The sequence below is a fragment of the Deinococcus aquaedulcis genome, assembly GCF_019693445.1.
GTDB classification, from domain to species: domain Bacteria; phylum Deinococcota; class Deinococci; order Deinococcales; family Deinococcaceae; genus Deinococcus; species Deinococcus aquaedulcis.
This window is the reverse complement of sequence record NZ_JAHRBL010000031.1, coordinates 1-26,742: the sequence shown is the minus strand read 5'-3', so window position 1 is coordinate 26,742 and position 26,742 is coordinate 1. Positions and strand designations below refer to the sequence as shown.

28 protein-coding genes, 1 tRNA gene and 1 other RNA gene are annotated in these 26,742 nt (G+C 64.6%); 18 read left to right on the top strand and 12 right to left on the bottom strand.

The window, feature by feature from the left end:
* Nucleotides 1-270: 270 nt before the first annotated feature.
* The 3 genes from menC to KMW22_RS18365 are packed head-to-tail and all read left to right on the top strand — an operon-like array spanning nt 271 to nt 2,775.
* Nucleotides 271-1,380 (top strand): o-succinylbenzoate synthase, encoded by a 1,110-nt coding sequence (gene menC, locus KMW22_RS18375; protein ID WP_221091481.1) that lies wholly within the window; start codon nt 271-273, stop codon nt 1,378-1,380.
* Complete coding sequence (locus KMW22_RS18370) at nt 1,380-2,174, top strand: acyl-CoA acyltransferase (RefSeq protein WP_221091480.1); 795 nt, start codon at nt 1,380-1,382, stop codon at nt 2,172-2,174. Before menC ends, KMW22_RS18370 begins: the two co-directional genes overlap by 1 nt.
* 55 nt (nt 2,175-2,229) lie before the next feature.
* A complete protein-coding gene (locus KMW22_RS18365) occupies nt 2,230-2,775 on the top strand; it encodes a single-stranded DNA-binding protein (protein WP_221091479.1) in 546 nt (181 codons plus the stop codon).
* Nucleotides 2,776-2,970: 195 nt separating this feature from the next.
* On the opposite strand, the gene KMW22_RS18360 is transcribed toward KMW22_RS18365, so the two are convergent.
* Together KMW22_RS18360 and KMW22_RS18355 are read right to left on the bottom strand one after the other, a co-directional pair.
* The gene (locus KMW22_RS18360; RefSeq protein WP_221091478.1) at nt 2,971-3,420 is read right to left on the bottom strand and encodes a pyrophosphohydrolase domain-containing protein; all 450 of its coding nucleotides are present in this window, start codon (nt 3,418-3,420) and stop codon (nt 2,971-2,973) included.
* A gap of 507 nt (nt 3,421-3,927) precedes the next feature.
* The gene (locus tag KMW22_RS18355) at nt 3,928-4,575 is read right to left on the bottom strand and encodes a metallophosphoesterase family protein (RefSeq protein ID WP_224612698.1); all 648 of its coding nucleotides are present in this window, start codon (nt 4,573-4,575) and stop codon (nt 3,928-3,930) included.
* Nucleotides 4,576-4,677: 102 nt separating this feature from the next.
* Between KMW22_RS18355 and KMW22_RS18350 the strand changes: the two genes are divergently transcribed.
* The 4 genes from KMW22_RS18350 (at nt 4,678) to KMW22_RS18335 (ending at nt 7,415) form a co-directional block, all read left to right on the top strand.
* On the top strand, nt 4,678-5,202 hold the full coding sequence (locus KMW22_RS18350) for a GNAT family N-acetyltransferase (protein WP_221091477.1): 525 nt from the start codon (nt 4,678-4,680) through the stop codon (nt 5,200-5,202).
* Between the two features lie 102 nt (nt 5,203-5,304).
* Entirely contained in the window at nt 5,305-6,204 is a 900-nt protein-coding gene (rocF, locus tag KMW22_RS18345; protein ID WP_221091476.1) for an arginase, read from the top strand.
* 207 nt (nt 6,205-6,411) lie between these two features.
* Entirely contained in the window at nt 6,412-6,582 is a 171-nt protein-coding gene (locus KMW22_RS18340) for a hypothetical protein (RefSeq protein ID WP_221091475.1), read from the top strand.
* Between the two features lie 212 nt (nt 6,583-6,794).
* Entirely contained in the window at nt 6,795-7,415 is a 621-nt protein-coding gene (locus tag KMW22_RS18335) for a 1-acyl-sn-glycerol-3-phosphate acyltransferase (RefSeq protein ID WP_221091474.1), read from the top strand.
* Between the two features lie 91 nt (nt 7,416-7,506).
* Here KMW22_RS18335 and nrdR read toward each other — a convergent pair whose 3' ends face one another.
* The 5 genes from nrdR to dnaB form a co-directional block, all read right to left on the bottom strand.
* Nucleotides 7,507-7,953, bottom strand: coding sequence for a transcriptional regulator NrdR (nrdR, locus tag KMW22_RS18330; protein ID WP_221091473.1), 447 nt, complete (start codon nt 7,951-7,953; stop codon nt 7,507-7,509).
* A gap of 4 nt (nt 7,954-7,957) precedes the next feature.
* A complete protein-coding gene (locus KMW22_RS18325; protein WP_221091472.1) occupies nt 7,958-8,674 on the bottom strand; it encodes an SDR family NAD(P)-dependent oxidoreductase in 717 nt (238 codons plus the stop codon).
* A 115-nt stretch (nt 8,675-8,789) separates the two neighbouring features.
* Nucleotides 8,790-8,996, bottom strand: a complete 207-nt coding sequence (locus KMW22_RS18320; protein ID WP_221091471.1) for a hypothetical protein — start codon at nt 8,994-8,996, stop codon at nt 8,790-8,792.
* Nucleotides 8,997-9,068: 72 nt separating this feature from the next.
* On the bottom strand, nt 9,069-9,740 hold the full coding sequence (locus KMW22_RS18315) for an NUDIX hydrolase (protein ID WP_221091470.1): 672 nt from the start codon (nt 9,738-9,740) through the stop codon (nt 9,069-9,071).
* Complete coding sequence (dnaB, locus tag KMW22_RS18310; RefSeq protein ID WP_221091469.1) at nt 9,740-11,086, bottom strand: replicative DNA helicase; 1,347 nt, start codon at nt 11,084-11,086, stop codon at nt 9,740-9,742. Before dnaB ends, KMW22_RS18315 begins: the two co-directional genes overlap by 1 nt.
* Before the next feature lie 420 nt (nt 11,087-11,506).
* Between dnaB and KMW22_RS18305 the strand changes: the two genes are divergently transcribed.
* The 3 genes from KMW22_RS18305 to KMW22_RS18295 all read left to right on the top strand — a co-directional run bounded on the left by KMW22_RS18305 (nt 11,507) and on the right by KMW22_RS18295 (nt 14,328).
* On the top strand, nt 11,507-11,944 hold the full coding sequence (locus tag KMW22_RS18305) for a type II secretion system protein (protein ID WP_221091468.1): 438 nt from the start codon (nt 11,507-11,509) through the stop codon (nt 11,942-11,944).
* Nucleotides 11,945-12,400: 456 nt separating this feature from the next.
* Nucleotides 12,401-13,759, top strand: coding sequence for an O-antigen ligase family protein (locus tag KMW22_RS18300; RefSeq protein ID WP_221091467.1), 1,359 nt, complete (start codon nt 12,401-12,403; stop codon nt 13,757-13,759).
* Nucleotides 13,760-13,779: 20 nt separating this feature from the next.
* On the top strand, nt 13,780-14,328 hold the full coding sequence (locus KMW22_RS18295) for a DUF1802 family protein (RefSeq protein ID WP_221091466.1): 549 nt from the start codon (nt 13,780-13,782) through the stop codon (nt 14,326-14,328).
* Between the two features lie 45 nt (nt 14,329-14,373).
* Here the strand turns inward: KMW22_RS18295 and KMW22_RS18290 are convergent, their stop codons facing one another.
* Nucleotides 14,374-14,835 carry a DUF2141 domain-containing protein gene (locus KMW22_RS18290; protein ID WP_221091465.1) on the bottom strand — a complete coding sequence of 154 codons (462 nt, stop codon included), beginning with the start codon at nt 14,833-14,835 and terminating at the stop codon, nt 14,374-14,376.
* Between the two features lie 192 nt (nt 14,836-15,027).
* Between KMW22_RS18290 and KMW22_RS18285 the strand changes: the two genes are divergently transcribed.
* The 3 genes from KMW22_RS18285 to KMW22_RS18275 all read left to right on the top strand — a co-directional run bounded on the left by KMW22_RS18285 (nt 15,028) and on the right by KMW22_RS18275 (nt 19,987).
* On the top strand, nt 15,028-15,783 hold the full coding sequence (locus tag KMW22_RS18285; RefSeq protein ID WP_221091464.1) for a class I SAM-dependent DNA methyltransferase: 756 nt from the start codon (nt 15,028-15,030) through the stop codon (nt 15,781-15,783).
* Entirely contained in the window at nt 15,780-16,742 is a 963-nt protein-coding gene (locus KMW22_RS18280) for an NAD(P)H-dependent glycerol-3-phosphate dehydrogenase (protein ID WP_221091463.1), read from the top strand. Before KMW22_RS18285 ends, KMW22_RS18280 begins: the two co-directional genes overlap by 4 nt.
* A 248-nt stretch (nt 16,743-16,990) precedes the next feature.
* Entirely contained in the window at nt 16,991-19,987 is a 2,997-nt protein-coding gene (locus tag KMW22_RS18275) for an adenosylcobalamin-dependent ribonucleoside-diphosphate reductase (RefSeq protein ID WP_221091462.1), read from the top strand.
* A gap of 9 nt (nt 19,988-19,996) precedes the next feature.
* Here the strand turns inward: KMW22_RS18275 and KMW22_RS18270 are convergent, their stop codons facing one another.
* Entirely contained in the window at nt 19,997-20,869 is an 873-nt protein-coding gene (locus KMW22_RS18270) for a diacylglycerol/lipid kinase family protein (protein ID WP_328774759.1), read from the bottom strand.
* A 108-nt stretch (nt 20,870-20,977) separates the two neighbouring features.
* Between KMW22_RS18270 and KMW22_RS18265 the strand changes: the two genes are divergently transcribed.
* Nucleotides 20,978-21,331 carry a hypothetical protein gene (locus tag KMW22_RS18265; protein WP_235693128.1) on the top strand — a complete coding sequence of 118 codons (354 nt, stop codon included), beginning with the start codon at nt 20,978-20,980 and terminating at the stop codon, nt 21,329-21,331.
* 44 nt (nt 21,332-21,375) lie between these two features.
* On the opposite strand, the gene KMW22_RS19610 is transcribed toward KMW22_RS18265, so the two are convergent.
* The 3 genes from KMW22_RS19610 to KMW22_RS18255 form a co-directional block, all read right to left on the bottom strand.
* Entirely contained in the window at nt 21,376-21,504 is a 129-nt protein-coding gene (locus KMW22_RS19610) for a hypothetical protein (protein ID WP_268906352.1), read from the bottom strand.
* Nucleotides 21,505-21,580: 76 nt separating this feature from the next.
* Nucleotides 21,581-21,895 carry a hypothetical protein gene (locus KMW22_RS18260; RefSeq protein WP_221091460.1) on the bottom strand — a complete coding sequence of 105 codons (315 nt, stop codon included), beginning with the start codon at nt 21,893-21,895 and terminating at the stop codon, nt 21,581-21,583.
* Between the two features lie 1,176 nt (nt 21,896-23,071).
* Nucleotides 23,072-23,818, bottom strand: a complete 747-nt coding sequence (locus KMW22_RS18255; RefSeq protein WP_221091459.1) for a hypothetical protein — start codon at nt 23,816-23,818, stop codon at nt 23,072-23,074.
* Nucleotides 23,819-23,958: 140 nt separating this feature from the next.
* Here KMW22_RS18255 and KMW22_RS18250 point away from each other — a divergent pair, with 140 nt between their 5' ends.
* The 4 genes from KMW22_RS18250 to KMW22_RS18235 all read left to right on the top strand — a co-directional run bounded on the left by KMW22_RS18250 (nt 23,959) and on the right by KMW22_RS18235 (nt 26,351).
* Complete coding sequence (locus KMW22_RS18250) at nt 23,959-24,897, top strand: diacylglycerol/lipid kinase family protein (protein WP_221091458.1); 939 nt, start codon at nt 23,959-23,961, stop codon at nt 24,895-24,897.
* A 146-nt stretch (nt 24,898-25,043) separates the two neighbouring features.
* Complete coding sequence (locus KMW22_RS18245) at nt 25,044-25,763, top strand: PHP-associated domain-containing protein (protein ID WP_221091482.1); 720 nt, start codon at nt 25,044-25,046, stop codon at nt 25,761-25,763.
* Between the two features lie 92 nt (nt 25,764-25,855).
* Nucleotides 25,856-26,203: a transfer-messenger RNA gene (ssrA, locus tag KMW22_RS18240) on the top strand.
* 64 nt (nt 26,204-26,267) lie between these two features.
* Nucleotides 26,268-26,351: transfer RNA gene (locus KMW22_RS18235), tRNA-Leu, on the top strand.
* Nucleotides 26,352-26,742: the final 391 nt, after the last annotated feature.

Below are 26,742 nucleotides of genomic sequence, written 5' to 3'. Positions count from 1 at the left end.
TTTCGCTCCAAAGGAGCTTTGTTCGCACTCCGCATGCGGAGTGCTCTTCGTGACTCTGGAGACCTCCGGGGGGAGATCCGGTCACACGACCCTGTCAGGTCGCCCTGTACGCTCTTCTTCGTCTTGTCATGCTCCCCGCCTCGCTTGAGGCTCAGAAAAGATACAGGGGCCTGCGAGATCTGTCAACCCCTGTGCCCTGCTCCTTTCTTGAGGCCCGGCCGTTCCCGTCCTGCACGAGCTTTTTAGCTCAGCTGCCGGGCATACTGGGGCATGTTCAGAATTGAGGCAGCAGAACTGTGGGTGGTGCGCTTGCCCCTGAAGTTCCGGTTCGAAACCAGCTTTGGGGTGCAGACCGAAAAACTGGTGCCCCTGCTGGCCCTGCGCGGTGAAGGTCTGGAAGGCGTGGCCGAGGGCACCATGGAATTTGCGCCCATGTACCGCGAAGAAACGGTGGCGGGCGCTCTGCACCTGCTGCGCGAGGTCTTTTTGCCGCGTGTGCTGGGCCGCACCTTCGCCAACCCCGAAGCGGTCAATGACGCCCTGGGTTCCTTTCGCGGCAACCGCATGGCGCGGGCCATGGTGGAGATGGCCGCCTGGGACCTGTGGGCCCGCACGCTGAACGTGCCGCTGGGCACCCTGCTGGGCGGGCGCAAAACACAGGTGGAAGTGGGCGTGAGCCTGGGCATTCAGCCGGACGAGGCGGCCACCGTGGAGATGGTGCGCCGCCATGTGGACCAGGGCTACCGCCGTATCAAGCTGAAGATCAAGCCCGGCTGGGACGTGCAGCCGGTGAAGGCCACCCGCGAGGCCTTTCCCCACATCCGCCTGACGGTGGATGCCAACAGCGCCTACACCCTGGCCGACACCGCGCGCCTGCGGGCCCTGGACGACTTTGCCCTGACGTATATCGAGCAGCCGCTGGCCTGGGACGATCTGGTGGACCACGCCGAGTTGCAGCGCCGTCTAGCCACGCCCCTGTGCCTGGACGAGAGCGTGACCAGCGCCCAGGACGCCCGCAAGGGACTGGCGCTGGGGGCGGGCGGGGTGATCAATATCAAGGTGGCCCGGGTGGGCGGCCACGCCGAGGCCCGGCGCGTGCACGATGTGGCGCAGGCGTTCGGAGCGCCCGTGTGGTGCGGCGGAATGCTAGAAAGCGGCGTGGGCCGCGCGCACAACATTCACCTCTCCACATTGCCAAACTTCACCCTGCCCGGCGACACCAGCAGCGCCAGCCGGTACTGGGCCACCGACGTGATTCACGAGCCCCTGGAAGCCGAGGACGGCCTGATGCCGGTCCCGGCCGGCCCCGGAACCGGCGTAACCCTCAACCGCGAGTTCCTCGCCCGCGTGGCCGAGCTGCACGAGGAGCGGCGCGCCTGATGGTGCCCGTGCCACCGGGGTATGTGGTGCAGGAGGTCAACGATCCCTGGGCCTTTCGCGCCCTGGAAGAGGTGCAGGTGGCCGCCTGGGGCTACACCGACCGCGAAGTGACCCCAGGCACCCTGTTTCGCATCAGCGCCGTGAGTGGCGGTGTGGTCCTGGGGGCCTACCCTGAGGCCGAGCCCGAACGCCCCGTGGGCCTCGCCTTCGGTTTTCCTGCCTTGCGTCAGGGCGAGGTGTGGCACCACTCGCACCTGCTGGCCCTGGACCCGGCCTGCCGGGGCAGTGGGCTGGCGCTGGCCCTCAAGCATGCTCAGCGCGAGCGGGTGCTGGCCCAGGGGCTGCGGCGCATGACCTGGACCTTCGATCCCCTGGTGGCCCGCAACGCCCGCCTGAATCTGGGCAAGCTGGGGGCGCGGGCCCGCACCTATTTGCCCGACTGGTACGCGCTGGAAGCCGACCGCACGCACGCCTTTCCCGCTGACCGGCTGCTGGTGGAGTGGGACCTGACCCAACCTATCAAGGCCCGACCCGCCCCCTTACCAAATGGGGAACGGGTGCTGGAAGCCCAAGGCGAGACGCCGGGCCCGGTCCGGCTGGCCCCCGGCGCCCCAGTGCGCCTGGCAGAAGTGCCCACCCACCCCGAGCACCTCTCCGCTGCCGCGCGGCTGGCATGGCGGCTGGCCCTGCGCGACGCCCTGGGCACTGCCCTGGCCCAGGGTTACGAAGTCACCGACCTCGCCCGCGACGGTGAGCGCGCCTTTTACGTGCTGACCCGGCGCACCGAAGGATGATGTCCGCTAGCCAGAACACCCATTCTGTGTTATGTTATTTACATAAGGAGGCAGCATGCTGCACATTGAATTCACCACCGACCTGGGCGCCCGGGTCACCGTTGACGTTGAGAATGCCGACAAACTGCTGGACGTTCAGCGCCAGTATGGCCGCCTGGGCTGGACCAGCGGCGACGTGCCCACCGGGGGCTACCAGTTCCCGCTGGACAACGAGCCCGATTTCGACTGGAGCCTCCTCGGCGCGCGCAAGTGGACCAGCCCCGAAGGCGAGGAGCTGATCATCCACAAGGGGCACGCTTACCGCCGCCGCGAGCTGGAGGCCGTGGACAGCCGCAAGATGAAGCTGCCTGCCGCCGTGAAGTATTCGCGCGGCGCCAAGAGCACTGACCCCGAGCACGTGCGCGAGAAGTCCGACGGCGAGTTTGAATACGTGACGCTGGCGATCTTCCGGGGCGGCAAGCGACAGGAACGCTACGCCACGCCCGGCGGCCGCGCGCCCGGTCAGGCGGCTCCCCAGAGCGCCCGCCCCGCCGCGCCGCGCCCGGCCCCCCAGGCCGCCCGCCCCGCCCCTGCCCGCGCTGAAGAAGAAACCCCGTTCTGAAACCAGGCACCAGAACGAAGTGAGTGAACGTAATAACAGCGGTACTGACGGCATGAAGAGGCTGCTGCTGGCCCCCAGAGAAGAACGGGCCACCGCTATGAGCCAGCGTTCAGCCTGAGACGTCACCGCCCACCGCCGAGGCAAAAGCAGCCCAGGCGGTGGGCGGTGGCCTGTGTTGCTGAACTCGCCCAGAGCTCAGCGCCTCTCCCCCGCTGCCTTTGCTTGCTCCTCCAACACCCGGCGCACATTGGCTGGCTGCCAGCCGGGTGGCTTGAGCAGTTTGCCGTCGGCGCGGCGGGGCCCGGTCAACTTGGCCATGTTGGCGCGGTGCACCTCGGCGAACACTGCGTCGGCATCAATGCCTAGGCGGTCAAGGGCACCGTAGGTCACGTACAGCAGGTCGGCCAGTTCATGGGCCAGGGCGCTCAGGTCACTGGGGACCAGCGTCTCCCCAGCCTGCAGCCGCATCTCTAGTGCCGCCCACTCGGCCTGCACCTCGGCGGCTTCCTCGGCGATCAGGGTGCGGCGCAGCGCCAGCAGGGCGGGCGAGGGCACGGTGGGCCGGGTGAGCGCCGGTTCGCCCAGGGCCACATGAAAGGCCCGCAGGCGCGCGGCGTTGGTGGGGGGACAGGGCTCGTCGAACACGGGGGCATGCTAGCCCCCCAACAGACACCCGGCGCCGAGGGCAGGGCTCGGGCGCCGGGTGGAAGGAAGCTGAAGTGTGGCGGGTGGAGGGACTTGAACCCCCGCTGTGGCCGTGGCCCGCTCGCGCGCCCGTTGGTGAAGAGGTGGGCGTCTCCCTCTTGGTCTCTGCCCCCGCAGGAGGAGGCAGCCTCACCAGACCGACGCAAGTATGGGCGCACCTGGGCGGCGCTGCATGTGCCGCTTCTACAGCAGACCTTAAGCGAAATGGCGCAGGTCAGGCGGGCCAGGGAAGGACGGCCCGGCGAGCGCGCTGCTGCGAGCTGAGGGCTGCTGAGAGAGGCGCAGAGTAGACGAAGTTCACACAGAGCCAGGGCAAGCGAACCGATGACTGGCCTTCCGCCTTGCCGTTCAAGGGCAGCCAATATCAGTTCGCTTGGTGTCCTCCCCCTTTCAAAGCCCACTCCAGCGATGCCCACTGCCTCGCCCACGCCCCTCCAGCCTCTGCCTTTAAACCTCAACCACCCGGTAGCCGTAGGCGTTCAGCACGCGGGCGCCGCTGACGGGATCGGTGTACTCCAGCTTGCGGCCTTCATACTCGTGGATGTGGCCGTGGACCACCACCGCCGGGCGCCGCCGCGCCATAAAGGTCGTGATGGCCTCGCAGCCCCGGTGGGCGTGGTCGGCTCCGGCGTGGGGCCCGGTGGGCGGCGCGTGGGTGAGCAGCACGTCCACCCCCCGGCGTGCCTGCCATGCCAGACGCCCCAGCCCCCAGCGGGCCTGCGCGGCGCTGTACTGGCCTTCGCCGTCCTGCCGGTAGCGCGGCACCCCGCCCCAGCCCGCCACCCGCAGGCCCGCCTCGTCCACCACCCGGCCGTGGGCACTGATCACGCCGCGCGGGGCCACGCGGCCCTCGCCCTCGTTCACGTACTCGTTGGCGTGGTTGCCATGCACGTAAATCACGGGCACGGTGAGCTTGGTCGCCAGAAACTCCAGGTAGTAGCCGGGCAGGTCGCCCGCCGCCAGCACCGCGTCCACCGCCGGCACGCCCTGCGGAAAGGCGTCGCGGTACACGAAGGGATGCACCTGATCGGCCAGCAGCATCAGCCGCTTGCCCAGCCGGGGCGCGGGGGTGGGGGGCGGGGGGGCTTGGGTCATGGCAGGCTGGGGCACGGGTGCCCGGGAAACAGCAAAAAACTGAGCGCCCAGTCTAGCGCGTGGGGCCACCCCCACCGCTGCCGGCCACGCTAGGGTGGGGGCATGGCCCTGCTGTCTGGTCCCCGCCTGGACCTGCTGCCCCTGAGCCGCGCACTTGTGGAGCGGCGGCTGCAGGGCGCGCCCTTTGATCTCCGTTTGCCGCTGCCCAGTGGCGAGCGCCCCGTGCAGGTGCCGGCCGAGTGGCCGGGGGACCTGCTCCCCCTCTTTCCCCACAAGCTGGCGCACTGGCCCCAGGACCAGCCCACCTGGCCGGGCTCGTTTGTGGCCGTCCACCGCGCCCAGGCGCAGGCCATCGGCCAGCTGGGCATCAAGGGGCCACTGGGCCCGGAGGTCGAGATTGGCTACGGCCTGAGCCCGGCGGTGTGGGGGCAGGGCTACGCCACCGAGGCCGCCGGGCTGCTGCTGGCGTGGCTGGCCGAGCAGGGCGTGCAGACCGTCACGGCCCAGACCGCCCTGACCAACCCCGCCAGTGCCCGCGTACTGCAGAAACTGGGCTTTGCCGTGACGGGCCAAAGCATCGACCCCGACGACGGTCCGCTGCACCTCTGGGCCCGCTCGCTGGCATGAATATTCAGCGTGTAGGGCGCGCCCAGCGTGCTGGGGCCACTGGGGGGACAATAAAGTTGCACCCGCAAGGCATAGCGCAGAGCAGCGCTTAGGCTGGGCAGCATGAACGTGGCATTGCTGGGCATTCCGATGGATCTGGGCGCGGGGCGGCGCGGTGTGGACATGGGGCCATCGGCGCTGCGCAACGCGCATCTGGCCGGGGCGCTGCGGGCGCTGGGGCACGCGGTGACGGACCTGGGCGACGTGGGGGTGGCCCTGCCCGAATCGGTGGACAAGCTCATTGAGGGCGGGCTGGTGTTCCTGACCCCCATTCAGGAGGCCTGCGCCGCCGCTGCCGAGCGCGTGGCGGCCCTGGGGCCAGACGTCTTTCCGCTGACCATCGGCGGGGACCACAGCGTGAGCATGGGCACCGTGACCGGCAACGCCCTGCGGCTGGCCCCGGGTGGCGGTCGCCTGGGCCTGATCTGGGTGGACGCCCACACCGACTACAACACCCCCGACAGCAGCCCCAGCGGCAACATTCACGGCATGCCCGTGGCCCACCTGACCGGCCTGGGCGACACCCGCCTGACCGGCCTGGGCGGCGGCTGGCACATGCGCCCGGAAGACATCGTGATGATCGGCATTCGCAGCGTGGACCCCCACGAGCGCGAACTGCTGCGCGAGGCCGGCATCAAGGCCTACACCATGAAAGACGTGGACCAGCTGGGCATCACCCGCATTCACGAGGAAACCCTGGAGCGCCTGAGCGGCGTGCAGGGCCTGCATGTGTCCTTTGACGCCGACGCCCTGGACCCCGCCGTGTGCCCGGGGGTGGGCACGCCCGTGCCCGGCGGCCTGACCTACCGCGAGGGGCACCTCCTGATGGAACTGCTCTCGGAATCCGGGCGCGTGACCAGCATGGACATCGTGGAGGTCAACCCCATTCTGGATGCCCACAACCAGACGGCCGAGGTGATGGTGGGCATGGCCGCCAGCCTGCTGGGCCAGCGCATTCTGTAATACGGAACTCAGGTAAGCCGAAGGCGAGCCTGAGCGGACTCGTAGAGCGGTATCGCAGAGCGAACACAAGGAAATACGGGACTCCGGCGATGGAAAAGCACCCCTGCGCTCTTCCCAATAGGCTGTGGAATCAGAGGCGTCCCGTATAAGCCCCGGGACGCCTGGCCTGCAGCCCGCGCGCTACCCTGTGACCATGAGGTTAACCCGATGAACGCGCCCGCCTGGCGGGTGTGGCTGGTTACGGCCCTGGTCATTGGCTGGGCCCTGCTGACCTTTCGTTTCGTGCAGACTGCCCAGTGGCCGATGGCCGGGCTGTGCTTCCTGCTCCTGATCAGCAACGCGGTGACCCTCTGGCGCCTGACCCAGCGCGGCCGGTAGAGGCACAGCGCCCGACTCCAGACCCGTCCAGCATCTACAGCTCAGAGCAGCCCCAGGCCGCGCCCCTCCATATTCGGAGGGGCGTTTTTCTTCCTTGTCTCCTGCTGCGCCCCTCGGCCGGTTTCGCCCCCTCGCCCTGAGGTCTGGTGGCCAGATGAACCGCGTCCCACCCTGAAGAACCGTGTCAGAGTGCCTGCCTATACTTCAGGGCCATGTCTCCTCTGTGGCCCGGACGGCAACCCACTTTCGGCTCGCGTCTCGCGGTGTGGGCGCTGCGCCTTGCTGGCTGGGAGGCCGTGCTGGCCCCCCCACCCAGCCTGAAGTGTGTGGGGGCCGTGGCGCCGCACACCCACAACGCCGATTTCTGGCCCGGCATCTTCTGGACGTGGGCCACCCGCTCCCCGGCGCGCTTTGTGGCCAAGCGGGAACTGTTTTTCTTCCCCGTGGGGGTGTTCATGCGCGCGGTGGGGGGCCTCGCCCTGGACCGGCGCCGTTCGGGCGGCAACTTTGTGGACGCCGTGGTGGGCATCATTGAGCGCGAAGAGGAAATCATGCTCGCCATCGCCCCAGAAGGCACCCGAAGTCGCGGCGACTACTGGAAGACGGGCTTTTACTACATGGCCCTGGAAGCCAAGGTGCCCATTGCCGTGACCGTGCTGGATTGGGGCCGCCGCCGCGTGGGGATCGTGGGTTACGTGACCCCCACTGGCAATCTGGAAGCGGATTTTGCCAAGCTCCGCGAGTATTTCCAGGATGTGCGCGGCCACACCCCGGCCAACGAAACCCCGGCCTTCCCCCGCCCCGCCTCGGCCGGTGGGCCCAGCCGCACGTAGGTCGCCCGGCTGGGTCGCTGAGGGCTGCAGCGGACTGACGACGCAGGGCAGGTGTCAGGCCGGAACAGGACAAGCCCCAACTCCTCACTGCCTACCCCTCGTCTTTCAGGCCCCGGATCTCCTCAATAAAGCGCTCCAGCGAATCAAAGTCGCGGTACACACTGGCAAAGCGGATATACGCCACGTCGTCCAGTGGGCGCAGAAAGGTCATGGCGCGGCGGCCAATTTCCTCGCTGCGAATCTCGGCAGCCTGCACGTCGTCTTCGAAGCCGTAAGCGAAGGCGCGCAGGGCGTCGCTGTCCACCGGGCGTTTTTCGCTGGCCAGCACCAGCCCGCGCAGCAGCTTGTCGGGGTTAAAGGCTTCGCGGGGCCCGCTGCGTTTCACCACCATCAGGGGCTCAAGCTGCGCGCGCTCGTAGGTGGTAAAGCGCCGCGCACAGTTCAGGCATTCGCGGCGGCGGCGAATACTGGCACCGTCGTCACTGGGACGAGAATTGACCACCTTGCTGTCGGGGGCCGAGCAGTAAGGACAGCGCACGGCGCTACCGCCCCTCGGGCCGCACCCGGGGCACCTCGGGCAGCGGAACCTCCAGCACGTTGCCGCGCAGGTGGCCCAGGGCCGGGCTGGCCAGGGCCAGGACAGCGGCAGCCAGCGGGCGGTCCAGCGGCTCCTCGCCGCTGCTGGCCCGCGCCGGCAGCAGCAGGTTGAGCCGCAGGTCCTCGGCGTGGGCCTGTTCCACCAGCCCCCGAATGGCGCCGCGCTGCGGATGGACCTGCAAACCGCGCTCATCCAGGTGCGGCCCGATGATCGTCAGCCAGGTTTCCGGCAGGCGGCGGCGCAGAATCTGGGCGATGGCCACACTGCTTTTGACATTGCAGTTAAACAGGTCCATCCACTCGCTTTCGCTGAGCATGGTGAACTCGGTGTGGGCCCGCTTATCGGCCAAATGCACGATGCCGTGCAGCGCACCGTAGATGTCCAGAATGCGGGTCTGGGCGCTCAGCCAGTCCAGCGGCACGCCCACATCGGCCTTGATGGGAATGGCATGCCCGCCCGCGTGCTCCAGCTGGCTGGCCGCCACCGCCAGCGTTTCGCTGTTGTTGCCGATCAGCACCACACTGGCCCCGGCGCGGGCCAGCGCCGCACTCACCACGCGGCCGTAGCCCTGGTCCGCCCCGGTCACCGCAATCACTTGCCCCGCCAGCAGCGCGTCCGGCGCGGCAGCCCTGGACACCGTGGGGGTGGAAAACAAAGTCATGGCCTTCAGCATAGCGGAGCCGCGTCACCCGGCACGGCCACTGGGTGGAGGGCTGCTGGCGGCGACCGGGCGCTTCCAGGCACCCACGCGGCTTGCCCGAAGAACTGCTCTCTTCTTACCCGGCCTGGGGCAAGGGCCGCAGCGCGGCAGGTGGCGGATCGCTGGCGCGGTGCCCCTGCCCGCACGGATGGCACCAGTACGCCTGATCCCCGTCGCGCAGATCGTGCAGGGTCATGGCCTGCGCGCAACGCGGGCACACATGCTGGTAGCCGCGTCCGCTGGCAGGCAGTGGATCGGCCTCTTTGCGTAACAGACGCTTCATATTCTGATATTAGCAGATTTAGCCAGCAACAGAAAGGTGGGGGTGTCCTGCCCCCACGCCTCTGCGTCCTCTTTACAAGTCCGGCTCGCCCGTCAGTTCCGGTTCCTGGGCCGCCGCGCCCGGCGAGGGCTCGCCCACCCGGCGGCGCTTGCGCAGCATGGCCGGTTCCTTGTCCAGATTAAAGACAAAGTGCCGGGGCCGGCGCTCGCGCAGCCACGTTTCCAGGGCCACCAGACGCGGCCGGAAGCGAATGAACTCGCGCAGCTGCCGGATGGGCACGAAGCGCGCCTCCTGCACGTCGCGGTCCGGGTCGCGGGGTTCCAGTTTGCCGCCCACCTCGCGCCCTGTGTAGAAGAACTGCAGGTGGTGCCCCCAGGTCACCGCCTGGAACTCCACGATGAAGGCAAGGTCGCGCAGTTCCACCACCAAGCCGGTTTCCTCGAAGGTCTCACGCCGGGCGCCGTCCTGCACCAGTTCGCCGGCTTCCAGGCCACCCTTGGGCAGCGACCAGCGGCCCCGCTCGCGCACCAGCAGAATTTCGTCACCGCGCAGGACAATGCAGCCCACGCCAATGCGGGGCTCGGCCAGGGGGCGCTTCTGGCCGCGCTTGCTGGGCGCAGCGGGCACGGGCGTGGCGGTGGTGGTCGTCACCTGACCGGGCCGGGCCTGCTGCGGGGCCCCCCGGCGACGGCGGCGGCGGCGCTGCCCGGCGGCACCAGCGGCCTTGTTCTGATCCTCGGGCATCACACGCCCTCCGGGGCCAAGTCGTTAAAGCGCACATGGGCGCTGTGAAACTGCAGCCGCACCGTGCCCACGGGGCCGTTACGCTGCTTGCCAATGATGATCTCGGCAATGCCCTGCTGGTCGGTTTCCTTGTTGTAGTACTCGTCGCGGTAGATGAACATCACGATGTCGGCGTCCTGCTCAATGGCCCCCGATTCCCGCAGGTCCGAGAGCATGGGGCGGTGGTTGGGCCGCTGCTCCACGGCGCGCGACAGCTGCGAGAGCACGATCACGGGCACCTCCATTTCACGAGCCAGCCCTTTGAGGCCGCGCGAGATGGTGCTGATCTCCTGCTGGCGGTTGTCGCTGCCGCCCGAACTTTTGCTGCCGGACATCAGCTGTAGGTAGTCAATAACCACCAGTCCCAGTTGCCCATGCTGCGCGGCAATGCGCCGCAACTTGCTGCGCAGGTTGTTCAGGGTGAGGTCCGGCTCGTCATCAATGATCATGGGCGCGTCGGCCAGCCGGCCAGCGGCGTGGGCCAGCCGCTCGAAGTCGCGCTCGTTCAGCTGCCCAGAACGGATGCGGTTCATGTCCACCCGCGCCTCGCTGCACAGCATGCGCAGAGCCAGCTGCACGGCGGGCATTTCCAGGCTGAACACGGCCACCGCTTTTTCCCCACGCAGCGCCACGTTCTGCGCAATGGAGAGGGCGAAGGCCGTCTTCCCCATCGAGGGGCGAGCGGCCAGCACGTTCAAACTGCCCTTTTGCAGGCCCGAAATCTGCTCGTCCAGGTCACGAAAGCCGCTGCTCACCCCGTCGGGAATGCCCTTGTTCTGGTGCAGCAGGGTGATGTACTCGAAGGTCTCGGTCACCACCTCGTTCATAGCCTGAAAGGCTTCGCCCTTTTTCTTCTGCTCAGCCACCTCAAAGATCATCTTCTCGGCGCGGTCCAGCAGGTCTTCCAAGGGCAGCTGTGCTTCGTAAGCCAGCTGCATCGCTTTACCCGAGGCGCTGATCAGGGCCCGCAGCGTGTGTTTCTCCTGCACGATGCGGGCGTAGTGCTCGGCATAAGCCGCTGTGGGCACCTGGTCCGACAGGCCAATCAGGTAGGTCAGCCCCCCCACCTCGTCTAGCTGCCCCTTGACGCGCAGATCCTCGCTGAGGGTCACGAGATCCACCGGCTCACCGCGCTCCTGCAGTGTGCGCATGGCGGTGAAGATCTTGCGGTGGGCCTCGCGGTAAAACATCTCAGGCGTGACTGTGTCGCCCAGCTGCCCCAGGGTGTCGTTGTCCAGCAAAATGCTGCCCAGCACGCTAATTTCAGCGTCGTTGCTGTGCGGCGGAACGCGCGGCGTGAGTTCCAAAAGCCTCTCCTCTGGCCCACACACGCAGCCTGACAGAGGGCGCACCTCTGCGACCTGCGCGCATGTCCATGTGCTTGATGAAATCAGGGGCGGCCTGAAGAGCACGCCCATTCACCGGGCAGCGGCGCCACTCGGCTGAACTGCCCGCCAGCATACCACCCGCAGGCAAAGCCCCCAAGTCTTACAAAGCCTGATGAACCGTATGCAGGAGAAATTCTTGCCTGAGCACGCTATTTTCCTGATTCACGCTTCAAGATCGAAACGTTTATTGGCTTGCAATCCGGTAAGACTCCTGTGAGAACGGCCCCCGTAGAGTTGGGATCAAGCCAGGACGGGAGACACCCGAACACCGGCTAGCCATACGCAGGCGAGGTCTGGCCCATTTATCCCTTAACCGGCCCGCCGCACCCAGGAGTTACCATGAAGAACACGACCCAAGGCTTCACCCTGATCGAGCTGCTGATCGTCATCGCCATCATCGGCATCCTGGCCGCCGTGCTGATCCCCAACCTGCTGGGTGCTCAGAAGCGTGGATATGACACCGGTGCGTCCAGTTGCGCGAAGAGCATTCAGACCGCACAGGCTACGTACCAGATTGATAAGCAGACCTACTTCCCCATTAGCAAAGCCGCCGATGCAACCAGCTACACTTTTGGTAATGATGGCAGCAACAATGCTGTAACGGAAGCAAACGTTGATGGCCTGGCAGCGAACTGCAAGGACGCCAACATGATTATTGATACTGCTACTGCTCCTGCCAACGGTGGAAATGCGACTTACACCATCACTGTGAAAGACCGTCGCGGTAAAAACACCTACACCATTACCCCCAGCACTCTAACGGCTGGCGCAAGCTAACTCTATTCAACGAACTAGGCCACACCGATGAGGTTGTGGCTTATTTTAATTTATATACCGATGTTTTAAATTATTAACCTTCTTATAAAAATGTTTGTGATTTCTGACAGCTTCATACAACAGTTACATTATATATTACACACTTTCTATCAGCTGTCTTAATTCTCACGAGAATCTCGATATGAGTTATTAATGTTTGTTTTTATATTTTATATCATTTTTAACTCCTCTATTGGATTATCTCCCGATAATCAGACAAGGGGATATTAATATGATATTATTATACAGAAATTTAAACACTCATGAAACGTAAACAACCAATGCCAAGATAAATCTTTTCAAGCCCTATGATCATTATGACATAGAATTTTTTACCATTACCCCAAATGATCTATTTTACGAAATGTATGGGACGATATGTTTTTCAACCGCCAAAGTCAATGCCATAATTTTCCTATGAAAACCCACTATACGTTTCGCTCTTCCCATATCCGTCTTCTTCTTTTTGCTCTTGTCATCCTGCCTCTGTTGATTAATCCAGTAGTTACTCTCTCGTTTGACGATGTCTACCTCTACCCAAAGTTATGGTGGTTGTATGGGGTGATCCTCCCAGCTGCCGTGCTAGTGATGCGCGTGCATGTCACCCAGCGCCTCATACCTGCCTTCTGGTGGCTTCTAGCGCTAGCCGGATGGCTCATACTCGGCGGGCTCGCTGTGCACCACAGCTTGTTCACTTGGTATGGCGCGTCTGACCGGGGCGATGGCGTATTCATGCACATCGTTTACATCATTGTGGCTTTGGCGGGCCTCACCTGGGCACAAGACCGAGGAGCATTAGCAGTTAGCCTTTGCTGCGCTCAGGCTTTCGCAATAGGCACTTCGCTTCTTGCATTAACCAATATCCTACAGCAATGGGGTTTGCTAGGGGTGCCAGGCGAAGGTGCGTTTCAAGGCGTGACAGCTACTCTGTATGGCGGCACACTCGGTAATCGCGGATATATGGGAGGCGCGCTGGCCCTTCTGCTCCCCCTAATTGTCTGGGCTCTACCAAGGTGCTCATCGCAGCAGCAGCGATGGCTCGGGACGGCCATTGGCTTGATCACCTGGGCTTGGCTGGGATCATGGACTAGAGGTGCTTGGCTGGCAGGTGGGCTTAGTCTGATGTGGCTTCTTGTGTGGGATCCTCTATCCCGTCAAAAGATTGTCTTTAAACCCTTAATTTTCGGGGCACTCCTGTTCAGCTTAACTGCCATATTTGGCCCTACCGAAGGGCGAAATCTTTCTTTTTTAGGCCACGATCAGACTCAGGCTTTGACGAACAGCAGTGGACGAGGATTCCTTTGGAAATCAGCAATTGACGGGATTGCACAGAAGCCTCTCATGGGATGGGGGCCTCCTGGCCTATGGCGTTTTATGGCGACACAACCAAGCGACATCCTGCTCGCTGGAGATCCTACAGGCACCGGCATGACAGATATTAAAGTGATCAAGCGTCTATCCCAGTCAGCAGAACAGGCACCTAGTTTTTTAATTGAACGTCCAGACGGCAAGAAGGAGATCATTCATCTTGCCATTAATAAGGTGCACAACGAATTTCTTGATTATGCTTTGACCTTTGGCATACCAGCAGGCATTATATTCACTATACTTCTTTTCTCAGGCATCAAACAGACGATGTTTCAGGTGACTGGATTATCCGCTGCTCTTATGGCTTATTCTGTCTACCTATTCACATGGCCAGAAATTATAAGATTTGCTCCTATAGCATGGCTGCTCCTGGGTATAGCACTCACTTCAATTTCAAAATCGAGGTGAAATGGAGCTAGAGTTTTACCATGAGTTTTTCTGCCCTCAAAGAATGGGACACTCAGGCCCAACTCCTCACCCAAGGCCACCTCTCGCTGTTGGTCCGCAAGGGCGGCATCATGGAGACGCATGATGGCTTTGAGGTAGAGCACCGTTCGTTTCTCCTCTATCCCACCTTCCTGCATCAGAATGCTGCCGAGCTGCAGGCGCAGTATCAGCCGCTTCTGCGCGATGATCCCCAACCCGGCGCCATCCAGTTACCTGCATTGGCCGAAGTGGTGGCGGTCCACAAGATCGAGTCGCTGGACGTGGCGCTGCGGCTAGAGCCTCTCCAGGCCCTGACAGCGGCGGCCATTGAGCGGCGTTTTCACTACCGCAATCGCCCCTGGGTTCACGCCCTGCTCCTGCGCATTCGGCCCCTGACGCCGTCCCTCAACGTCCCCGAAACCCCAGAGATGCTGGGGTGCGTGAGCTGGGTGCCTCTGGGAGACCTGAATGTTGCCGCTGGTGAAGCCGTCATACCAGAGGTGGAATTGCAGCGCCGACAGCAGCACCTCGAAGCATTGATCCAGAACTGAAAAGGGGGAGGCTTGCTTAGCCTCCCCCTTTCCTTGCCTTGCCCGTTACAACGCGTTCAGGTCGTAGTTGTTCAGCAGCGTGGTCTGCACGTCACCGTTGGGGTTGACCAGGTTCCAGCCCGCTTTGGTACCAGCAGCGAACTGGTTGTCTCGCTGGGCATACACCAGGCGCTTGCCGTTGTCGGCGCTGAGCACCGTGTCGCCCGTGTCATAGCGGTTGTTGTTGTTCGCGTCGCGGAACACAATCACCCGGTAAGTGCCGTAGGGCAGGTTGGTGGGCAGGTCCACGGCGAAGCCCCCAGTCAGGAACTTGTCGATCACCTGGCTCTGGGTGCCGTCGGCCGTGTACTGGCCATTATTGAAGCCCACGATGGCCAGCCCCAGGTTCTGGTTGGCGTTGAAGCCGCGCAGCTGGCCGGTCACGTCCTTCTTGATGGGGTTGCCGGCCAGGGTGCAGGCGCTGAGGGTGAGGGTACCGAGGGCGGCAGCGATCAGCATGTGCTTCATGGGTGTCCTCCGGGGAAAGGTTGAGTTGACCTGTTTACCGTAGGCGAGCACCGTCCACGCCACCACCTCCATTCCCTTGCCGCTTGGCTCACGCCCGGTTCACTCCGGGCGCCTCATCTGCGACAGAAGACCAGCTGTGGCCCCACTGGGGGCGCAGAAACCCTGGCAGAAGCGGGGCTTATACTTCCATTCATGCAGCAGCCGCCCTTTACTGCGCTCGCCGCCGTCTACGACGCGATCATGGCGGACGTGGAATACGACCACTGGGCCGATTTTGTGCTGACCTATGCGCGCGACGGCGGCCTGAACACCACAGGGCGGGCCCTGGACCTCGCGTGCGGCACTGGCGGCTTTACCCGTGAGCTTCAGAAGGCGGGCTGGCAGGTCACGGGCCTGGACGCCAGCCGCGACATGCTGGCCGAGGCCCGCCGCCGCCTGCCGGACCTGACATTCGTTCCGGGCGATCTGCGCACCTTTGACCTGGGCCAGACCTTCGATCTGGTGACGTGCGTGTTCGACAGCCTGAACAATCTGCTGACCCCCGCCGACCTCGAGGCTGCCCTGGGCCGGGCCCGCGCCCACCTGCGGCCCGGTGGGCTCCTGGCCTTCGACGTGAACACGCGCCTGGGCGTGCAGGACCTGTGGGACGGCGGCACCATCGAGGGGCTGGCCCCGCTGCCCGGGAGCGGCGAGGTGCACTACCACTGGTCGCATCACTTTGATGACGAGGCAGGCCTGGGCGTGGTGCAGGCGCTGTGCCGTGTGGAGGGCGAGGAATTCATCGAGGTGCACCAGGAACGCGGCTACGATCCGGCGGACCTGGAACCCCTGCTGGCTGAGGCCGGCTTCGAGCGCTGGGACATCGTGGAGTATCCCGATTACGCGCCGCCCACGCCCGAGACGCCCCGCGTCTGGGTCTTTGCCTGGGCGACGGAGGCCCGGCCATGAGCGCGCTGCCAGTGCTGGGGGCGGGCGGCTGGGGCACGGCCCTGGCGGTGAATGCGGCCCGCAACGGCCCTGTCACCCTGTGGGCCCGCCGCGCTGATTTTGCCGGGCGGCTGCGCCAGGAGCGGGTGAACGCGGAGTATCTCCCGGGCGTCACCCTGCCGGCGCATCTGGAGGTCACGGCTCATCTGGGCGAGGCGCTCGGCGACGCCGCCTTTGCGCTGGTCGTGGTGCCCAGTGTGGGGGTGCCGGACCTGCTGGCGGTGCTGCCCCGGTCGCTGGGCGTGGTGCTGTGCGCCAAGGGCCTGGCCCCGGACGGCAGCCAGCTGACCCATCTGGCCCGCGAACTGGGCTTCACGCGGGTGGCGGTGCTCAGCGGCCCCAACCACGCCGAGGAGGTGGGGCGCGGGCTGCCAGCGGCCACGGTGGTGGCCAGCCGCGACACCGGCTTTGCCCGCACGGTGCAGGCGGCCCTGATGACCCCGGCCCTGCGCGTCTACACCAGCGAGGATGAAACGGGCGTGGAGCTGGGCGGCGTGCTGAAAAACGTGATGGCCGTGGCGGCCGGGCTGGCCGACGGCCTGAACCTGGGCGACAACGCCAAAGCCGCGATCATCACCCGGGGGCTGCGCGAGATGGGCCGCTACCTGAAGGCCGAAGGCGCCCACGAGGACACGGTGTATGGCCTGAGCGGCCTGGGTGACCTGGTCGCCACGGCCACCAGTCGCCACAGCCGCAACCGCGCGGCGGGTGAGGCAATGGCGCGCGGCGAGCATCCGGGGCAGGGCGGCAAAGTGGTGGAGGGCCTGCGCACCGCCGGTCTGCTGGACGCCTGGGCCACCGCCCACGGCCACGACCTGCCCATTGTGCGGGCCGTGGCCAAAGTGACGCAGGGCGAATGGACGCCACAGGAGGGGCTGGCTCAGCTGATGGAACGAGAGGCCAAAGCCGAGCGGCACTAAGTTGCATAAGGTCTTCGCCGCTTGGAGGCGGACCGAAGGCTTTTGACTGTCTGGAACACGGGAAAGGCTCAGTTTTAGGTGCTGTATCTTGGGGCACTCAACATACAGGGCACAAGATGTAGTACCTTCGCTCCTGTTCTGCGTGTTACAGTTCACGCAGCGAAAACAAGTCGTTGCCCCCGCATTCCGCCGATTTTTCGGCGGCATGTCCATGGGCTTGTCTCAAAATTGCCTGTAAGGAGCCCCTTGTGACCACCCCCGTTGCCCCTGCCCTGACCAACTTTGACGAGAACGCCCATCACATTGCCAAGCGGCAGTATCTGCAGCCCGGCGACGGCGACCTGGGCGGGATGTTTCACCGCATTGCCAGCTGGGTGGCGGGTGCCGAGGCGCCGGACGCGCGGGCGCACTGGGCCCAGAAGTACTTTGACCTGATGGCCGAGAAGAAGTTCTGCCCTGGCGGCCGTGTGCTGGCCGGCGCCGGCACGGCCCACGGCAACGTGCTGAACTGCTTCGTGCAGGGCGCCACCGAGCATGCGCCCAGCAGCTTTGAAGGCGTGATGGAAGTGGCCAAGAAGCTGGCCCTGGTGACCAAGGTGGGCGGCGGCAACGGCGTGAACCTGGACGTGTACACCCCCCGCGCCGTGGGCAGCCGCCCCGACGCCGGCGTGCGCGGCTGGGCCTACATGAGCGCCGCCCACGCGGACGTCGTGGACTTTATTGAAGGCCTGATGCGCCCTCCCACCCAGCCCGACGGCGACAAGCAGCCCGTGGCCGTGCGCAACTGGACCCGCGTGGTGTATGGGCAGGTCATTCGGCCCGAGGTGGTGGCCCTGGCGCGCGCCAACGGGGTGGCGGTGGTTTCCGCCCTGCCCGAAGGCGTGCAGACCGTGCCCGACGACATGGGCGGCATCATTGACGCCGCGCGCAAGGTGGCCGACGACGCCAAGCTGGGCTTGGAACCCCGCATTGACCTGAGCGCCATGCGGCCCGAGGGCGCGCCCATCAAGGGTTCGGGCGGCACCAGCAGCGGGCCGGTCAGCTTCCTGCTGGAAATCTTTGACAACTTTCTGGAGTGGGCCAACCGGGGCGGCGAAGGCAGTGGGCCCATCAACACCCTGCGCTTTGTGTACGCCCCGGTGCTGCGCGTGGTGCGCCAGGGCGGCACCCGGCGCGGCGCGGGCATGGCCACCATCTCCATCGGCCACCCCGATGTGCTGGACTTCCTGACCGCCAAGGATCTGGACCGCGAGGCCGCAGAAGGCGACATCTCGACCTTCAACATCTCCATCCTGGTGAGCACGGCCTTCTGGGACACGCTGCAACAGGGCGGCGTGTGGCCCGTGCAGGCGCAGGAGGTGCCGGGCAAGTATTACCTCGCGCCGCAGACCGGGGCTTTCAAGGGCGAGTGGCCCGAGCTGCCCGTGCGCGCCGAAGACGACGCCCAGGGCGTGCCGGTCTACACCCTGAAAAAAGGCCAGACGGGGGTACCCGCGCGCTGGCTGTGGGACCAGATTGCCCAGCACGCCTGGAGCACCGGTGAACCTGGCCTGATTTTCGTGGACCGGATCAACGAGTACAGCGCGCTGAAAAACCTGGGCGAGCGCTACCAGATTCGCAGCACGAACCCTTGCGGTGAAATTCCGCTCACCGTGGGCGAGCCCTGCGACTTGGGCGCCATTAACCTCGCCGCCTACGTGAAGGGCAGCGCGTTCGATTACCCCAGCTTCCGTGACGACGTACGCACCTGCGTGCGCTTCCTGGACGACGTGCTGGACGTGAACGTGTTCGCGCTGGAAGACAACCGCGTGGCCAGCCAGGACCTGCGCCGCCTGGGCCTGGGCGTCATGGGGCTGGCCGACGCCCTGATCAAGCTGGGCCTGCGCTACGACAGCGAAGCCGGCCGCGACACCATTTTTGAAATCATGAGCGTGCTGCGCGAGGAAGCGGTGGCCGAGAGCGAGCGCCTGGGCCAGGAACGCGGCATCTACCCCGTCTACACCCGCCACGAGGGCCAGATTCCCCACGCCCCCCGGCGCAACGTGGCGGTGCTGACCGTGGCCCCCACCGGCACCACCTCCATGCTGATGGGCGTGAGCAGCGGCATTGAGCCCATCTTCAGCCCGTTCATCTGGCGCAAGATCGGCAGCGAGTACCGCGCCCTGCTGGCCCCGCTGTTCGTGGAACTGCTCGAAACCTACCCGGCCCCCCAGGGCATGAGCAAAGACGGCAAGTGGGACTGGGACAAGGTCACCGAAGCCGTCAGCGAGAACCACGGCTCGGTGGTGGGCCTGCCCTTCATCCCCGAAGCCTTGCAGCAGGTGTTTGTGTGCGCCCACGACATCAAGCCCGTAGACCATGTGCGGATGCAGGGCGCCGTGCAGCGCGCCTTTGACGCCGAAGGCTACGCCGCCAACAGCCTGTCCAAGACCATCAACCTGCCCAACGAGGCCACGGTGCAGGACGTGCAGGACGCCTACAGCGAGGCCTACCGGACCGGCTGCAAGGGCATCACGGTGTACCGCGACGGCTCGCGGCAGTTCCAGGTGCTGTCCACCAGCAAGAAGAAGAAGGACACGGCCGAGCAGCCCGCCCAGGCCGCCGCCGAAGTGATGGGCGAGCAGGGCGAGCCACCCGCGCCCGCTGCCGCCGCCCCCACGCCCCAGCCCGCCGCACCTGCCCAGGGGGTGAAACCCGTGACGCCCAGCAAGCCCCAGTACGAGCGCCCCACGCGCCTTAGCGGCATCACCGACATGGTCAAACTGACCGACCCCACCAGCGGGCACCGCCGCTCGTTCCTGGTGACGGTGAACCAGCTGAACGGCAAGCCAGTGGAAGTCATGGTGATTTCCGGCCGCGCGGGCGACGAGGCCAACGCCGACAGCGAGGCGCTGGGCCGCGTGGTGTCCATTGCCCTGCAGCATGGGGTGCCGGCCCAGGCGATCATCAAGACCCTGCGCGGCATCAACGGTGGCCTGTACGGCAGCTACAACGGGCGCCTGGTGGGCAGCAAGGCGGACCTGATCGCCGTGGCCCTGGAAACCTTCCAGAAGGACCTGGAAGCCGCGCAGCTGCCGCCCCTGGCCGGCGGCAGCACCGACGCGGTGGCCGTGAGCAGCGTCCCCACGGGCGTCAGCGTGGACAGCATGGCCCGCGAGCGCTGCCCGGTGTGCGAGGAAAAGGCCGTAATCCGCGAGGAAGGCTGCCTGAAGTGCCAAGCCTGCGGCTACAGCAAGTGCGGGTAAGGTCCTGGCCTACCCCTGTGCGGAACTGAGCACCTGCAGCGCCCCGGCCACAACTTCGACCTCCACCACTCCGCCGGGCGCTGTGCTCCGGCGGAGTTCGGTATCGAGGTGCCACACTTGTCCCTGATCCGCAATCACGAAGCGGCGCCCGACCGCCGAATGCACGCTGGGCAGCTGGTGAAAGGTGCCCCGGCGCATGGCCTGGGCATAGGTGAGCATGGGTGCGCGCCGCAGGCCGTCCACGCGCACCAGATTCAGCAGGCCGTCGTCCACCCGGGCCCCCGGGGCCAGGTGCAAGCCATTGCCGGTGCTGGGCGTGTTCATCACCTCCAGCACCGCCACAGGTGGGCTGGGCAGCGGGCGGCCGTCCACGGTCACATGCAGGCCCAGCGGCTGGTGCATGGCAAAGGCTTCCAGGGTCGAGCCCAGCGCGCGCACCGGGCTCTTGGCCAGATGGGGCCCGTAATCGTCCAGAATGTCGGCGAACAGCCCACAGCCGCAGGCTTCCAGAAAGTGGTCCTCGCCCCAGGGGCCCCGGATGCGGCCCACATCGAATGGCATGGGCCGGGCCTGCCCAAAACGCCGGGCCACCGCCAGGGGGTCACCGAAAAGATTCAGGGCACGCGCCACGTTGTTGGCCGTACCCATAGGCAACACGCCCAGGGTGACGTCCTGGCGGCCCAGCAGGTGCAGCGCCCCGGTGCGCAGGGTGCCGTCGCCTCCGGCCAGAAAAATGGTGCCGCTGGTCTGGCCCAGCAGGGTGCCCAGCTCCTCCGTATGTCTGGTGACATGCAGCGTGACCGCAAATCCAGCGTCGTGCAGGGCGCGGCACAGCGCGGCCGGTGGCGCCCGGTGGCTGCTGCCCGCCCGTGGGTTGTAGATCAGGGTGGCGGGGAGGCGCTGAAGGCTCAGACCGGGCCTCCTGAATAAAGCGGCGCGAACATGATCATGGGCTGTGCTTCAGCGTACCGCGCCGGGGTACGCTGGGCCATGCCTCTGGATGAGTACCGCTCGCCCTCCCCTGCCCGGCTGCGCCTGTACCTGGGGCTGTGGCTGATGGTGCTGCTGACCGCCGTGCTGGGCCGCCGCTCGGGTGACCTGGGCACGCGCCAGACCCTGCGCCGCAGTTCCTTCGCCCGGTTGATGTTCATGGACATCGGGGCGCTGTCCACCCTGGGCGCTCTGTATCTGGCGCTGACAGGCCGGACGGCGGCGCGGCTGCCGGGTGCTGCGGCGTCGCTGGTCCTGGGCAGCTTCACACTGCTGCCTGCGCTCGCCTACGAGGATTGGGTGGCCCTGCGCCAGCAGCGCGCGGCGCCGCGACACCCGGACACGCTGAATTAGGGCGGGGGTGCCGAAAAAACCCCGGCGCGTTGCCGGGGCCAGGGTCAGTCGTCGCTTTGCTCGGTGACCGTGCCGTTGTCGTCGTCATCGCCCTCGCCACCGGGCGCACAGGCCGCCAGCGTCAGGACCGTCAGGCCGCTCAGCAGCCACCTCAGCCACACATTGCGCGTCATGGAGCCAGGGTACACGGGGCAGAGGTCTCTCGAGGCCATTGGTCAACAATTGCCGAAGACTGAGCTTCATCCGAGATTAGCCCTCTCTGGGCAACGCCAGAAGGCAGCCGCGCTCCTGGCCGAGCAGAAGTTCAAAATGTGGGGCGACTTCCGGCTGAGAATGCCGCTTGAGCAAGGCGATCTTCGGGTATACGGTGACCCAACCCTGCCCATCTTGGCGGAGATCGTTGGCTTCACAGCCGTACTTCAGGTGTGCAGAATCGCCTCTATCCGTTTCCGTCAGCTGAGCAAGCGGCTTGCGATAGCCCAAACTCAATAGACTCACAGTCTTTGTGCGGGCATTGGCGGCAAGAAAAGCCCTGAACCTCGCCGTGTTGTCGAACGTGCACACAATGTAACTGTCCTCAGCTGCACCCCGGCACACCACATTCTGAAGCGTCCCCCCGAACTCCTCTTCTATCCATTGGGCCTTTAGGGGTGCTGTGGAGGCACAGGCCGAGAGCAGTATCACAGTGCTCCACCGCTTCACAGCTTTTTCAACTCTGTGTAGGTATAGGGGTATGACACTGAAAACCCAATGTCGCCGGCCATCCCCGACTTCTCCAGTCGGCTCAAGGGCACCGTCAGGAGCTGCTCATCCTTATCGCCAGGTTGACCGGGGCAAAGATCTATTGCGTCATTCACGGTGATGCTCAGGACCAGTTTAATCTGGACGCTTTTGTTCGTTAGAAATTTGATGTGTGCTTTGCCAGTGACGCTCCGTGTGTCCTTGCCAAAGTCACTTCCAGAGGTGAAATTCCCCGCCAGCCCGACAGCCTCAACTGAACCAGAGACCTTGGGGGAGTGCAATTCCCAGCATGAACACCCCCAGCGCTATGGCCGGGGCGGAGGGTCAATCGTCGCCGTTCTGCTTGGTGGCGGCACCAGTGGCACTGTCATCTCCCTCGCTGCCGGGCGCGCCGGCGGCCAACGTAAAGACCGTCAGGCCCCTCAGGTTTCGGGTCCTTGGATGAGGGTATAGGCAGCGCGGGGTGGAGGCCCTGGCGTAGGGACTGCTAAAGGTCCAACCGTCTCATTGCCCTTTTTCTATCCTGAGCAGGCGCACGCGACTTTCAATCGTCGGCATGCAGATAAACCAGACAACCTCTTGCTGGACCCAGGAGTCCCTCAAATTGCGCTGTCACGGGAGGCGTTGTGCCAGGCTGGAAGATCAGCAGACGTGGGTAGACAGTAACGTCAACCTGCGTCTCTCTATCAATATCTTTGGCCCGGCAACCATACGACAGACCGGAGGACAACGGGAGCTCGGCCGGAAAATCCACCCTTCCCAAAGTTTTCCGGTAGCCCAGCGCTTGACCGTTTATGGTGCGCCAGTGGGTGCGGCTCTTTAGCAACTGCTGAAAAGCTGCGTCATTGTCGAATGTACAGGCCGTGTACCGACCCGAAGGAGTTCCACGGCATTCCAGACTTGTTAGGTGCCCACCCAAAAGCCCATTGATTTCAGAGGCATCAACCTGTTTTACCTCTGAGCACCCCAACAGAATCACAAGGAACCAAAGGTATCTCATCATAACTTGGCCAACTTGGTCATTTTGACCGGATAGGTGACGCCAAAGGCGACATCACCCGCAAACCCTGATTTTTCGAGTCGACTCAAGGGAATGGTGAGGTATTGTTCCTGCCTGTCACCCGGTTGACCCGGACATAAGTCCACGGCATCTTGAACCTGAACTTGAAGATCGAGACTGACTCGTACACTCTGATCTGTTAGGAACTTGATTGCGACCTTCCCAGTGACAGCTCGTGTATCCTTTCCAAAATCGCTTCCAGACGTGAAGTTTCCTGCTAAATTGCCAGCCGCACCCGTGTTGAAGGGAAATCTTAGAATCTCTAAAAAAATTTGGAGCTCCTCGGCGCTGATAACTCCTTTGAGATCGAAGATCCCCGATTTCCTTGGAATGCTTCCAGTTCTTAAGTTTACCAGAATGTTGTTGATGAGGGCCTCTGCAAAAAGGTTGTTGACATAGGCTTCGGCAAAAGATTTATAGATACCCGGGTAGTTGCTTTTAGAAATGTCAATACGTTTCTTCGAACCACCTGCCAGGTACTGGCGCCAGAGGGCCTCTACCTCGCGGCCAAACTTTAAGCCTACGATGGTTAGCCCGGCCTGGGCCTTGAGCATGTCCAGGCGCATCGTGCCGTTGCTTAGTTCCTGTGGCGAATAGGGCTTGCAAAACTGCCCTTTCGGTGCGGCGTTCACCGTTGAATAGGGATTACTCTTGTCATCCTTGGGCGTGGCAAAGGTCTGCTGCATAGGCCCCTCCAGTGCGACGCCCATCTTAAGGCACAGGCCAATGACACTTCGCCTCATATGACCATGTGTACAGCGGGCCCCGCCCCTTCTCCCACGATTTGCTCAAGGCAACTGCCGAGCTGGCTGACTACAGTGGCGCTATGACAGCAGCCACCGGCCCATCGCCCACCCAGACAGACCGGGGGCACGCCACCCTGATTTACAACGCGAATGCGGGCGGCAGCGGCCACTGCACCCCCGAGGATCTGGTGGGTGTGCTGCATGGCCTGGGGTTCAAGCCCGTGTGCCGCGCCACCACCTCTGAAGACGAGCTGCAAGAGGCGCTGGCCACCGCGCAGGGCCCCGTCTTCGTGGCCGGCGGTGACGGCACCGTGCGCGCGGTGGCCCTGCAACTGGCGGGCCGCCCTGACGTGGTGCTGGGCATCGTGCCGATGGGCACCGCCAACAATGTGGCGCGGACACTGGGCATTCAGGGCTCGCCGCTGGACATCCTGGCGTCGTACGGGACCGCGCAGGTCCAGCCCTTCGACCTGGGCCGGGTCACGGCGCCCTGGGGCCAGGACGTGTTTCTGGAAGCCTGCGGCTGCGGCGCCTTTGCCGATGTGCTGGCCGAGTACGACCCCGAGTCCGGTAAGAGCCCTCTGCGCGCCGTGCAGGCCCTGACCACGGCCCTGACCAGCTTTGATCCGCCGCCCCTGAGCCTCACAGTGGATGGGCAGACCGCGCCCCCCACCGCGTTCGCGCTGCTGGAGGTCATGAACACCCGCGCCACCGGCCCCCGACTGCGGCTGGCCACCCACGCCGATCCCAGCGACGGCCAGCTGGATGTGGTGCGCATTGACGCGGGGGGCCGTGAAGGGCTGCTGGCCTACCTCGCCGCCCTGGCCCGCGACGAGTTCGACGCCCTGTCCAGTGTCGAGAGCAGCCGCGCGGCCGTTGTGGACATTCCCTATAGCGGACAGGCCTTTCACATTGACGCCGAGGTCCGCCCCCCCATGCCCAGCGTGACTGGCGTGGTGCGGGTTGAGGCGTGGCCCGGCGCCCTTCAGGTGCTGGTCCCCGAACAGGGAGAAGGCTGATGCCGCCCGGCCCACCCCTGCCGCCGCCCCATCCCGAATCGCCCCGGCAGGCGCCCTTACACCGCCCCTGGCCGGTGGCGGTGGTCCACAGCCTGCAAGACCGTCTTGGGGCCGCGCTGGGCTGGGCCCCCCGGCCCGCCTCGGCCATGCAGAACAACATTGTCTGGCGCCGGGGCGTGCAGGTAATGCGTGTGGACTTGCACACCCACACCGAGGTCAGCCCGGACTGCAAAACGCCGCTGCGCGACATCCCCGGCTGGATGCTGCGCACCAACACGCGCGTCCTGGCGGTGACCGATCACGACCAATACCGGGGCGGCCCCGAACTGCAAGCCATTGTGCGCGACCTGGGCCTAGAGGACCGCCTGAGTGTCATTGCTGGCGAGGAAATCACCACCCGTGAAGGCGAGCTGATTGGCCTGTTCCTTCAGGAGCGCATTCCACCGCAGCTGTCGCCCGAAGAGACGGTGCAGGCCATCAAGGCCCAGGGCGGGCTGGTGCTCCTGCAACACGGCTTCGATCCCCTCAAGCGCCATCGCCTGCGCCCCGAAGCCACCGCCCGCATCGCAGAGCAGGTGGATATCGTGGAGGTCTTCAACTCCCGCCTTTCGCGGCACCACTGGAACCGCGTGGCCGAGGCCTGGGCGCAGGAACGGGGCCTGCCCGTCTGTGCGGGCAGCGACGCCCACACCCTGCGCGATATTGGCGAGGCCTGGGTGGAAGCGCCGTTCCGAACGGTGCAAACGCCCGAGCAGCTGCTCGCGGTACTGCGCGAAGGTGTGGTGGCTGGCCGCTGGACCCATCCGGTGTACGCCTTTGGTCAGAAACAGTGGCGCAATTTCAATGGGCAGTTCCGGCGCTTCTGAACGTAACGATAGGGTACAGGCAACGTGTGGCAGGTCAACTTCTCGTCAGGTGCAACTGCTACACTGTCCGAGCTGAAGAAATTCAGCCCGCTGGGGGTGACCCGGTTTCGACAGGGGAACTGCAGGCGATGTTGCGTGTCGAGGTGCCGTTGGCCTCGTAAAACTACGGCAAAGCCATTAACTGGCAAAACTGAACTTCCTCTCGCTGCTTAAGTGAGACAGTGACCGCGAAGCCCGGCCTTTGGCGCCGCGCGAACTGAACCAAAAGAAGGCTAGCCCAGGCAACGCTCTGTAGCCGACGGCGAAACTAAGCAGAGATACGGTCTGTGACAACCCGCCTACTGGTGAGCGCAGACCCGACAACCAAAGAGTGGGATACACACGTAGACGCACGCTGAACGGACTCTTGGACGGCGGTTCGACTCCGCCCACCTCCACCATAGATCCCCGCCCCACCCGGCGGGGATTTCTCTATACTGGGCAGGCCCTGGAAAGGGCGAACGCGCCGGGATGGCGGAATGGTAGACGCAACCGACTTAAAATCGGTCGCCGCAAGGCGTGCGGGTTCAAGTCCCGTTCTCGGCACCATAAAGGAGAGGACCCCTGTAAAAGGGGTCCTCTTTTGCTTGCGCTTCAATCCGTGAGCAATCTGAACTCATGGGCGCGACGGAACAGTCTGGCAGCGGCTGTGGGTTACACCTTGACGCCAGGACTACCCCTCAAAGCCACCCACGCCCTCCCCACTGCGTTCTTCTTGCATGTGCTGAGGGTATGGACCTGAGGTGCCTTGAGCCCCAAGCGTCATGAAATAGAAGCCACACTTGAGGGAGGCTACGGCGACAGACAAAGCGAAGCTCTGGCGCCCCAGGAACCACCAAAAAAAAGCCCCCTTCTTCCGAAGGGGGCATGAACGTGGAGCGGGAGACGAGATTCGAACTCGCGACATCTACCTTGGCAAGGTAGTGCTCTACCAGCTGAG

Coding starts and splice junctions, on each gene's coding strand:
- menC (WP_221091481.1), top strand. CDS start 271: ATGTTCAGAATTGAGGCAGCAGAACTGTGGGTGGTGCGCTTGCCCCTG.
- KMW22_RS18370 (WP_221091480.1), top strand. CDS start 1,380: ATGGTGCCCGTGCCACCGGGGTATGTGGTGCAGGAGGTCAACGATCCC.
- KMW22_RS18365 (WP_221091479.1), top strand. CDS start 2,230: ATGCTGCACATTGAATTCACCACCGACCTGGGCGCCCGGGTCACCGTT.
- KMW22_RS18355 (WP_224612698.1), bottom strand. CDS start 4,575: ATGACCCAAGCCCCCCCGCCCCCCACCCCCGCGCCCCGGCTGGGCAAG.
- KMW22_RS18350 (WP_221091477.1), top strand. CDS start 4,678: ATGGCCCTGCTGTCTGGTCCCCGCCTGGACCTGCTGCCCCTGAGCCGC.
- rocF (WP_221091476.1), top strand. CDS start 5,305: ATGAACGTGGCATTGCTGGGCATTCCGATGGATCTGGGCGCGGGGCGG.
- KMW22_RS18340 (WP_221091475.1), top strand. CDS start 6,412: ATGAACGCGCCCGCCTGGCGGGTGTGGCTGGTTACGGCCCTGGTCATT.
- KMW22_RS18335 (WP_221091474.1), top strand. CDS start 6,795: ATGTCTCCTCTGTGGCCCGGACGGCAACCCACTTTCGGCTCGCGTCTC.
- KMW22_RS18325 (WP_221091472.1), bottom strand. CDS start 8,674: ATGACTTTGTTTTCCACCCCCACGGTGTCCAGGGCTGCCGCGCCGGAC.
- KMW22_RS18320 (WP_221091471.1), bottom strand. CDS start 8,996: ATGAAGCGTCTGTTACGCAAAGAGGCCGATCCACTGCCTGCCAGCGGA.
- KMW22_RS18315 (WP_221091470.1), bottom strand. CDS start 9,740: ATGCCCGAGGATCAGAACAAGGCCGCTGGTGCCGCCGGGCAGCGCCGC.
- KMW22_RS18305 (WP_221091468.1), top strand. CDS start 11,507: ATGAAGAACACGACCCAAGGCTTCACCCTGATCGAGCTGCTGATCGTC.
- KMW22_RS18300 (WP_221091467.1), top strand. CDS start 12,401: ATGAAAACCCACTATACGTTTCGCTCTTCCCATATCCGTCTTCTTCTT.
- KMW22_RS18295 (WP_221091466.1), top strand. CDS start 13,780: ATGAGTTTTTCTGCCCTCAAAGAATGGGACACTCAGGCCCAACTCCTC.
- KMW22_RS18290 (WP_221091465.1), bottom strand. CDS start 14,835: ATGAAGCACATGCTGATCGCTGCCGCCCTCGGTACCCTCACCCTCAGC.
- KMW22_RS18285 (WP_221091464.1), top strand. CDS start 15,028: ATGCAGCAGCCGCCCTTTACTGCGCTCGCCGCCGTCTACGACGCGATC.
- KMW22_RS18280 (WP_221091463.1), top strand. CDS start 15,780: ATGAGCGCGCTGCCAGTGCTGGGGGCGGGCGGCTGGGGCACGGCCCTG.
- KMW22_RS18265 (WP_235693128.1), top strand. CDS start 20,978: ATGCCTCTGGATGAGTACCGCTCGCCCTCCCCTGCCCGGCTGCGCCTG.
- KMW22_RS19610 (WP_268906352.1), bottom strand. CDS start 21,504: ATGACGCGCAATGTGTGGCTGAGGTGGCTGCTGAGCGGCCTGACGGTC.
- KMW22_RS18255 (WP_221091459.1), bottom strand. CDS start 23,818: ATGCAGCAGACCTTTGCCACGCCCAAGGATGACAAGAGTAATCCCTAT.
- KMW22_RS18250 (WP_221091458.1), top strand. CDS start 23,959: ATGACAGCAGCCACCGGCCCATCGCCCACCCAGACAGACCGGGGGCAC.
- KMW22_RS18245 (WP_221091482.1), top strand. CDS start 25,044: ATGCAGAACAACATTGTCTGGCGCCGGGGCGTGCAGGTAATGCGTGTG.